We start from the raw sequence: 7822 nt of genomic DNA on the forward strand, positions 1-7822 counted from the left end.
CGGCGTCCGGAACATGTACCGCTGACCGGCTCTGCCGGTCACGCGCTCGCGGCCGAAGTCTTCGCGTCCGTCGAATCCATCGCCCTTGCCGGGACCGATCTGGGGCATGCCGATGGCGTGAAAGTCATGATCGGTCTGAAACTTCCCGGAGTGACACAAGACACAGTCGAGCCTGCCGTAGAAGAGCTTCATGCCGCGGCGCGCGGCCCGGCTCATGGCGCCTTTGTCGCCGCGCAGGTAGCGATCGAAGGGACTGTTGTCGGCCCTCCACGCTTTGGCCTCGAAAGCCGCGATCGCGTTGGCCGCGTGGACGTAGCTGATATCCGCCGCCGTACTGACGTCATCGAAGACTTCGACAAACAGATCGACGTAAACCGGGATGGCCCGCAGCCGCTCGGCAAGGAGCTCCCAGACCCAGGGAAGATTGCCGGCCCCGGCCGCGTCGGCAACTTCGTTCTCGCCGGCCTGTCCCGCCATCTCGGTCCCCGAGGTGACCGGGAACATGGCTTGCGCGGCAAGAACGTTCTCGAGTCCGGCCGGTTGATCCGCGCCGGCGGGCGTGCGCATGCCGAACGGTGCACTCTTCTTGCGCTCCACCCGGCCGTCATGGAACATGCGGCGGAATTGTTTCGCGCCGAGGTTGAAGACCGGCGGGGCATTGCGCGGCACGCGCTCATGAATCGCTTTCTTGCCTTTGCCGGTATCGCGACCGACCCCGAGGCCGCGGCCGCCCTCGCCTACCGACAGCGACAGGCCGTCACCGGTCGCCGCGAGTGGGTGGTGGCACGTCGCGCAGGAGATGTTCCTGTTGCCCGATAGGATCTTGTCGAAGAAAAGAAGCCTGCCGAGCTCCACCTTGGTCGGATCGGGACGACCTCGATCGTAGTAGTTACCGTTTCGAACCTTCTTCGGCAACTCATCGCGCCAACTCGCGGCCTGTGCCGTCCATCCGAGCGTGCTTGTCTCTTCTGTCTCTGCCGTGCCGGGAGCCGCGGGAGCCGCGGCCAACGCGACCGCCACGACAGTCAGAACGACCAAGGACCTAGACATGCTGAATCCTCCATATCCGGAGCCTCCACCTGGCGCCGACAAGGATTCCGCCCGACTTGCCTCGGCTGAATCAGGCCGGCGACCGGCGTTCTCCGGCATCCAGTCTAGGCACCCACGCCACGAACGACCCCACCCTAAAAGGGGGGCCTGCCGCCCAGTGCTTGCTCCACGCCAACGCCTGTCCTACAATCTCTCTCCCGCACAGCCTCACCGGGCCCTGCGGCGGCACCTGCACCGATAGCTCAATTGGATAGAGCACCTGACTACGGATCAGGAGGTTGGGGATTCGAGTTCTCCTCGGTGCACCATTTAAGCCCAGCATTTCGAACGCGTTGCATAATCGCTGTCCTGGACTACTGTCCCGCTAACGGATCAACCGCTGAGTTGGCTCGCTTCCCGCCGCAGGCCCAGACCAAGTAGCTCAAGGCCCACCCCCGTCGAAATGTCGTCCTGCGACCAGCCCTGGGACTTTGAATCTGCGTGCCACTCGAGCAACTCTCTGCTGGGTTGCTTCTCGTTGTTTCTACGCCGCGCCTAGCGATGAACGGAAACGGCGTCGAAGACAATGGTGCCACCCTTCGTGCCTCGAGAGCCGGCGGGTAGGCCGAGGGTCAGGACGCTTATGCTGTCGCGGTCGGTAGCCAAATCTTGACGTTCGGCAACCACTCGGCCTTTCTTGGTGAGCCGCGCGACGCCATCGGCTACGAAGGGGCCGCTCGCGCGTTGCCATTCGATACCGAGGCGCGTACTCGTATCGGTCGCAATCCGGGTGCCGCCCACTTTCACGAAGCCGCCCAGGCCCCCCGGCCCCCCCAATCTAATACCCGGCTGCCGAGCCCACAAGTCGAGCCTGTACTTGTCGTCGACTTCTCTCATGGTCAATCTCACCTGCCGTCTGCCGTGACCCGAAAAGTGCACGAGATCTACCGTCTGGCCGGCGAGCCCGACCCGGTTCGGCAGCAGCGAGAATTCGAGTGCGACGCTCGGCTCGCGGTCCAGGCTTCGTGTGCGGACAAAGGACTTTCTTTCGCTGCCGTCGACATCGACGGCGAGCGCCTGATCGCTCCCCCCGAGGCCGGGCACGGTCAGGCGCACCTTGCGCTTGATCTTTGTCCAGCCTGAGAGGCTCGGTTCCTCGAAACCGTGAGAGAAAAGCGGCGCGCGTGGATAGATCCTGACGGTTCCGAAGTCCTCGGGAGACTCTCCATGAGGGCAGGCGACCACCAATTCCCGGGGACCCAGAACAGGGCTGCCGCAGTCGGTGCCCTTGAGCGGGAGCTCGCCGACCGGACGCCATGCGGGGTCGAGCCCGCTCATGCGGTCGAGCACCTGCACCGCGCCGTCCGAGGTCAAACTCAAGTGAGCGATTGAGTGTTGACGAAGAGCGAGAACGAAGAGTCCCTGATCGGCTGCAGCTGGTGCTGCCAGGTCCCAGCTCCCGCGCCGGCGTTCGCGAATTCCGTCCGTAGAAACGAGCGTGGGGCCGTCGACAAGGACCTCGCTACCGGTGTAGTCGCCGAAGCCCTTCCCCGGCTTATAGAGCACTTGCCTCCAGTCGGTCGGATCCGAGGCGTTCTGCTCGAAGACCCGATAGCCGTACGAGCAGACGTCGGTCCACGTACCACAGGCATCGAAGGCGGACCCCACGACCAGCGTTCTGCCCGAAACAGAGAGAGAGGCCGCGAACGGATCTTCGCTGTCTCCCGGGCGAATCGTCGCAAGGTGCCCCCAATTGTCAACGCCACCGAGGTCGCGTTGGTAGATATCAACGCTCTCGCCGTAGACGGCGAGCGCCACGAGGTCGCCGTCGACGGCGACGGCGCCGGAGCCCTCGATCTTTTTGACGAACCCCCAGACCCCCGAGCCACCGTGGTCGCGCGAGAAGATCAGGACGCTGCGAGAGAAACCGACGTTGACGGCGAGAGTGTCGCCGTCAATCGCTACCTTGCGCCCGAAGTAGGGCTCGTCATCCGGAATCGGGCTCGTCAGGCGCTTTGCCAGCTTGAAGCGGCTCGGTTTTCTGCGATTCCGCTTGAAGATCCACACGCTTCCCGAGGCGGAGTTGTTGTTTCCGACTACCAGGGTGTCGCCGGACATCGCCAGGGCCCAGCCAAAGCTCCAGGCCTCGTCGGGGTCGTGGATCTTGGTGAAGGTCGAGAAGTCCTCAGCCTCGAGAAGGGGGGAAAAGGCGAGAGCCAGAACCAGCGTGACGGACGGGGCTTTGCGCAGGGCGGGCCTCCACTTGAAGCCTACTCCCAAACAAGGCCGGCGGCCAGGTCCTGTGACCTGACCACCGACTTGCGCCTATGTGGTGTTGAACCACAAGGGTGGAGCCGACGCGATTACCTACACTGCTACTTTGCGATCTCCTAGTCCTGCAACCTGATCTGAACGATCTTGGTTGCCCACCCGAACTGCTCGCCAATAAAGGAATTGGGCTGGGCATGCTCCTGTGTGTACCAGCACGTGTCGTCGACCGGGTCGACGGCCATGGCGCTGTAGTCGCCCCACCGAGCCGTCCGCCTCTGCACGTGGCCATCAACGTTGCCATCGAAAACGATTAGCTCGCTAATGTTCATGTGGCTGGATCGACCCATCCAGCCGGTGAAACCGATGCTCGGGTGGGTTTCGGGGCCCGAGATGCTGTAACCCAGGCAGGTCTGCCCCTTGGCGTTCATCGCCATGCGACTTATCGGACGTTCGCCCCTCACCTGGGCGGGCAGTGCGAACAAGTCGCCGATGTCGTTGCTGTTCTCCGCTCGCTCGAGGTCACTCCTGTGGCGGCCTCGTGTGTCCTCGTTACCAGATAGTGTACGAGATGGCGCAGAAGTGCCTAGCAAGTACAGCGAGGCGATGTCGCCACGAAGAAGTCGGGGATACAGGACATGAGCAGGTGAACGAAGCCGCCTCGGTCGATCGGTTGCGCCGGCATGTGCGGCAGCTGGCCGGCGAGATCGGGGAGCGCAATGTATTTCGGCCCGGAACCCTACAGGCAACGGCTCAGTACATCGAAGGCCGGTGGGCGGCGCAAGGCTATGAAGTCTCGTCGGTCCCGTACGAGGTGGAGGGGATCGAGTGTGCCAATCTGGAGGCGACGCTTGCCGGGTCCGGCACCGAGGTCTTCGTCGTAGGTGCTCATTACGACTCGGTTCAGGGAAGCCCGGGGGCAAACGACAACGGCTCGGGGGTGGCGGCGCTGTTGGAGATCTCCCGTCTTTTGGCCGCCGACCGGCTCGGGGCGACGCTGCGCTTTGTGGCCTTCGTCAACGAAGAGCCACCCTTCTTCTGGTGGCGCAACATGGGCTCGATGGTCTATGCCCGGCGAGCGCGAAAGCGTGGCGACCAGATTGCCGGCATGATCTCGCTCGAGACCATTGGCTACTACTCCAGCGAGCCGAGGAGCCAACACTACCCGCCCCTGATGCGGTTCTTCTATCCGGACCGGGGCGAGTTCCTGGGCTTCGTCTCCAACCTCCGCTCGCGCCGACTTCTGCGCAACGCGGTGGCGGCCTTCCGAGCGGCGTCCGATTGGCCGGTCCAGTCGGTGTCGATGTTCGAGTTCGTGCCGGGCATCAGTTGGAGCGACCACCTGTCGTTCTGGCGCCAGGGCTGGCCCGCCCTTATGATCACCGACACCGCCCCCTACCGCTACCCGTGGTACCACACGGCCCAGGACACCCCGGACAAGGTGGACTACGACTCGCTGGCGTTCGTTACTGACGGCCTGGCAGGAATGCTCAGAAGGCTCCTCCGCAAGCCTGGCCCAGGCCAGGAAGTGCTCGACCGCAGTGAAGCGAGGTCTTAGCCTCGCTTCTGGTAGGTCCCCACCAACTCGGCCGTCCCCAACACGTGGCCCGTCATCGCCTCTTTGAGCTGCTGCTTGGTCATTGCTCCCATGTCCGGGAGGACGATGTCGAGAGCGTGAAGCTTGTGGAAGTAGCGGTGCCGCCCGATCGGTGGGCACGGGCCGCCATACCTCGGCTGCTTCCAATCGTTGAGGCCCTGACGAGCCCCTTCCGGAAGGTCGGCCGAGGCGAGTCCCTCGGGCAGCTCGGAGAAGCTCGCGGGGAGGTTGTAGAGGACCCAATGGACCCAGGTCATCCGCGGAGCCCGCGGGTCAGGGGCATCTGGATCGTCGACGATAAGGGCGAAGGAACGCGTACCTTCAGGCGCACCGCTCCATCTCAAAGGCGGGGAGACGTCCCGGCCCTCGCAGGTGTGGCGCACCGGGATCTCCCCGTCCGCTGTGAAGCTCTCCGCAGCCAAAGTGAATTTCATCATGGACGCTCCTTCCGCTGCGGTCTCCTCAGCAGCCCAGGCAAGAGCGATCAGCAACGACAGCACTGAGTGGGCTACTGGCTTCCGCATGCCTCTACCATGACAGTCCCTGCAGCCCGCGGCAACAGGGACAGGAAAGAGACAGAAAAGGTGCCGGGTGTGGCCTAGATTCCAGGCACCAGCCTTGCCCTCCGTGGGTCTAATCCCAAGAGGCGGCGACGCAGTCGGCCTCACGACTGAACGGAGGATTCAGGGTGCTAGTTCGCGACGCCATCGAGGCCTTCCTGGAAGCGCACTTCGCTGCTGGTCAGCGGGCGGAACGAACCCGGCAGGCCTACTCCGTTGATCTGCGCCGCTTTCGCGAGTTCGTCGGCGGGTCATTCGACCTGATCGACTGCGATGCTGAACTCGTCGAGCGTTGGGTCGCGCATCTCCACGAGACTTCCTACGCTCCGGCATCCATTCAGAGGAAGCTCTCGGTTCTGAGCGCATACTTCGGCTACTGCGAACGGCGCAAGGCAATCCCCCGTTCACCGATGGCCTTCGTTCACTACCGCCCGCGGCAAACACCCCGACCGCCCCGCACCCTGTCCCGGGCGGACACCTGGCGATTGTTGGCGCACGCGCGTTCGCTCGTTCCTGTGGACTACGCTGAAACCCGCTCCTGTGCACGCCGCGGATTCATCTCTATGCGAAATCTCGCTCTCTTGGATCTGCTTCTCTCGACTGGACTGCGAGTCGGCGAGGCCAGTGCGCTCGACGCCTCCGACTACTCGCTAGACGAGCACGTGATCCGCGTGCGGGGGAAGGGCGGGGGGCATCGCCTGGCCTTCATCGTCGTGCCCTACAGCAAGGAGATCCACAAGCGCTATCTGACCCTCCGGGACCGAGTCGCAACGAGAACCAGGGCTCTATTCCCAAACTCGTGTGGTCAGCGCTTTTCGACACGTGGGATGCGGAGGATGGTGCTTTGCCGCGCGCAGGATGCTGGAGTGCAAACGCGCGTGACGCCTCACATGCTGAGGCACACCGCCGCTCGGACGCATTCGGTGAGGGAGGCAGGGACCGCTCGGGGCGCAAGGTCCTAGAAGCCGCGCTTATCGGACAACTCGCCTGGAGGCCGGCTACTTACCTGGACGAGGCTATGCGGATCCTACGAGAGGACGGAGTATGTGGGTGACCTTTCAACGAGGACGCCTACGCGCAAACCTTGGGAGTTTGAGAAACGCGTCTCGGAGGTTATCCAGCATTCGTCCTCCCGATCTTCAACAGAGTGTTCTTGTCAAACCACTGCACCTCGTCGGAGTTGTCATATCGGCGGCGGATGTTGCCGGCGAAAGCTTCGAACGCCTCCTCAAACTCATCATTCGAGTAGAGAGAGAAGGTCGAATAGTGTTTTCCGCGGGCCTGCAGCAGGAGTCGGTCCAGATCTGATCTACGTCGATAAGTGAAGGCCTTGACGGCGTCTAGCCGAAGCCGAGGAGTGTCACGAATCCAACTCTCCATCTGGGCGAGCTCATAAAGGCGCGTCTCCTTTTCGAGGAAGCTGGGAAAGTACTGACCCCAGATGGTCTCAGCGTTCTGGCTTGGCGTCCGTGTGTAGATGAAAAGCCAACCATCGTTACGAATCGCACGGGCGGCCTTGGAAAGGAATGACTGAAAATCGAAGTGGTGTACGGCGTTGAAGGAGAAGACGGCGTCAAATCGCTCCTCCTCGAGATCGAGATCATCAACGCTTGCATGGATCGTAGCGAAGTCGGTGATGTTGTTCTTGGCCAGATACCGCGCGAGTTCTTCGAGCATCCTTTGGTTTGCATCCACGCAGGTTAGATGGAGTTTGGGCAGGTGTCTGAAAAAGAAGATGTCGTAGCGTCCCGCCCCGCAGCCAATGTCCACGGCCCGGATCGATCGACGACCGGCGAAGGTGTTCCGGATATAGAGAACGGGTGCTTCGTCGCAGGTCCTGAGCTGACGATAAGCTCCAGCGATCGCTCTGAAGTGCTCCTGCATCGATTGCTGTTGGCTCACCCCGCTCTCCGAACTGGTGGTGCCATGCCTTCCCCCGGAAGCTCACCGATCGCAAGCGCTATCTGCGAACGCTGGTTTGGCGGCTTCGCTCAACCTCCCCACCGTTCGCATCCATTCCGCGGATGAATGCTCGACATCGTACGCGGGCAACCGAGTCGCGCATCTGTTTCGGTGGACTCTTCATGTAGTAGGCAGAGACCGTTTCCAGAGGACCACAAAGACCACGCTCAAGTCCCAGCTTGGCACAACGGATCGCATCGATGACGACACCGGCACTGTTGGGCGAATCCTGGACCGACAGCCTGAGCTCGAGCTCGATGGGCGCCTCTCCGAAGCCCCGCCCTTCCATCCGGATGAAGCAGACCTTGTTGTCGTCCTGCCACGGCACGTAGTCCGACGGACCGATGTGGATGTTCCTCGCCTCGAGGCGCTCATCGAGTTGCGATTGCACGGATTCTGTCTTGGA

The 7822-nt window shown here is 62.6% G+C and carries 8 protein-coding genes and 1 tRNA gene; 3 read left to right on the forward strand and 6 right to left on the reverse strand.

The features are described 5' to 3' along the window. A partial coding sequence (locus GY769_12650) for a cytochrome-c peroxidase (protein MCP4202769.1) occupies positions 1-1050 on the reverse strand: 1050 nt, incomplete at its 3' end. Between the two features lie 231 nt (positions 1051-1281). Between GY769_12650 and GY769_12655 the strand changes: the two genes are divergently transcribed. Next, positions 1282-1358 (forward strand) — tRNA-Arg (locus GY769_12655). A gap of 226 nt (positions 1359-1584) precedes the next feature. Here the strand turns inward: GY769_12655 and GY769_12660 are convergent. Both GY769_12660 and GY769_12665 read right to left on the reverse strand, forming a co-directional pair. Further along, the gene (locus GY769_12660; GenBank protein ID MCP4202770.1) at positions 1585-3309 is read right to left on the reverse strand and encodes a hypothetical protein; all 1725 of its coding nucleotides are present in this window, start codon (positions 3307-3309) and stop codon (positions 1585-1587) included. A gap of 110 nt (positions 3310-3419) precedes the next feature. Continuing rightward, the gene (locus tag GY769_12665) at positions 3420-3734 is read right to left on the reverse strand and encodes a hypothetical protein (GenBank protein MCP4202771.1); all 315 of its coding nucleotides are present in this window, start codon (positions 3732-3734) and stop codon (positions 3420-3422) included. Between the two features lie 134 nt (positions 3735-3868). Here GY769_12665 and GY769_12670 point away from each other — a divergent pair, with 134 nt between their 5' ends. After that, positions 3869-4855 (forward strand): M28 family peptidase, encoded by a 987-nt coding sequence (locus GY769_12670; protein MCP4202772.1) that lies wholly within the window; start codon positions 3869-3871, stop codon positions 4853-4855. Here GY769_12670 and GY769_12675 read toward each other — a convergent pair. Beyond that, positions 4852-5328, reverse strand: coding sequence for a YbhB/YbcL family Raf kinase inhibitor-like protein (locus GY769_12675; GenBank protein MCP4202773.1), 477 nt, complete (start codon positions 5326-5328; stop codon positions 4852-4854). The two genes, GY769_12670 and GY769_12675, sit on opposite strands and share 4 nt — an antisense overlap. Before the next feature lie 254 nt (positions 5329-5582). On the opposite strand from GY769_12675, the gene GY769_12680 reads away from it, so the two are divergent. Further along, positions 5583-6416 carry a tyrosine-type recombinase/integrase gene (locus tag GY769_12680; protein MCP4202774.1) on the forward strand — a complete coding sequence of 278 codons (834 nt, stop codon included), beginning with the start codon at positions 5583-5585 and terminating at the stop codon, positions 6414-6416. Between the two features lie 151 nt (positions 6417-6567). On the opposite strand, the gene GY769_12685 is transcribed toward GY769_12680, so the two are convergent. Both GY769_12685 and GY769_12690 read right to left on the reverse strand, forming a co-directional pair. After that, positions 6568-7356, reverse strand: coding sequence for a methyltransferase domain-containing protein (locus tag GY769_12685; protein MCP4202775.1), 789 nt, complete (start codon positions 7354-7356; stop codon positions 6568-6570). A 58-nt stretch (positions 7357-7414) separates the two neighbouring features. Beyond that, positions 7415-7822 (reverse strand): inositol-3-phosphate synthase (locus GY769_12690; protein ID MCP4202776.1); only part of this gene is annotated, 408 nt, incomplete at its 5' end.

It is taken from the genome of bacterium (assembly GCA_024224155.1).
Taxonomy (GTDB): Bacteria; Acidobacteriota; Thermoanaerobaculia; order Multivoradales; family JAHEKO01; genus CALZIK01.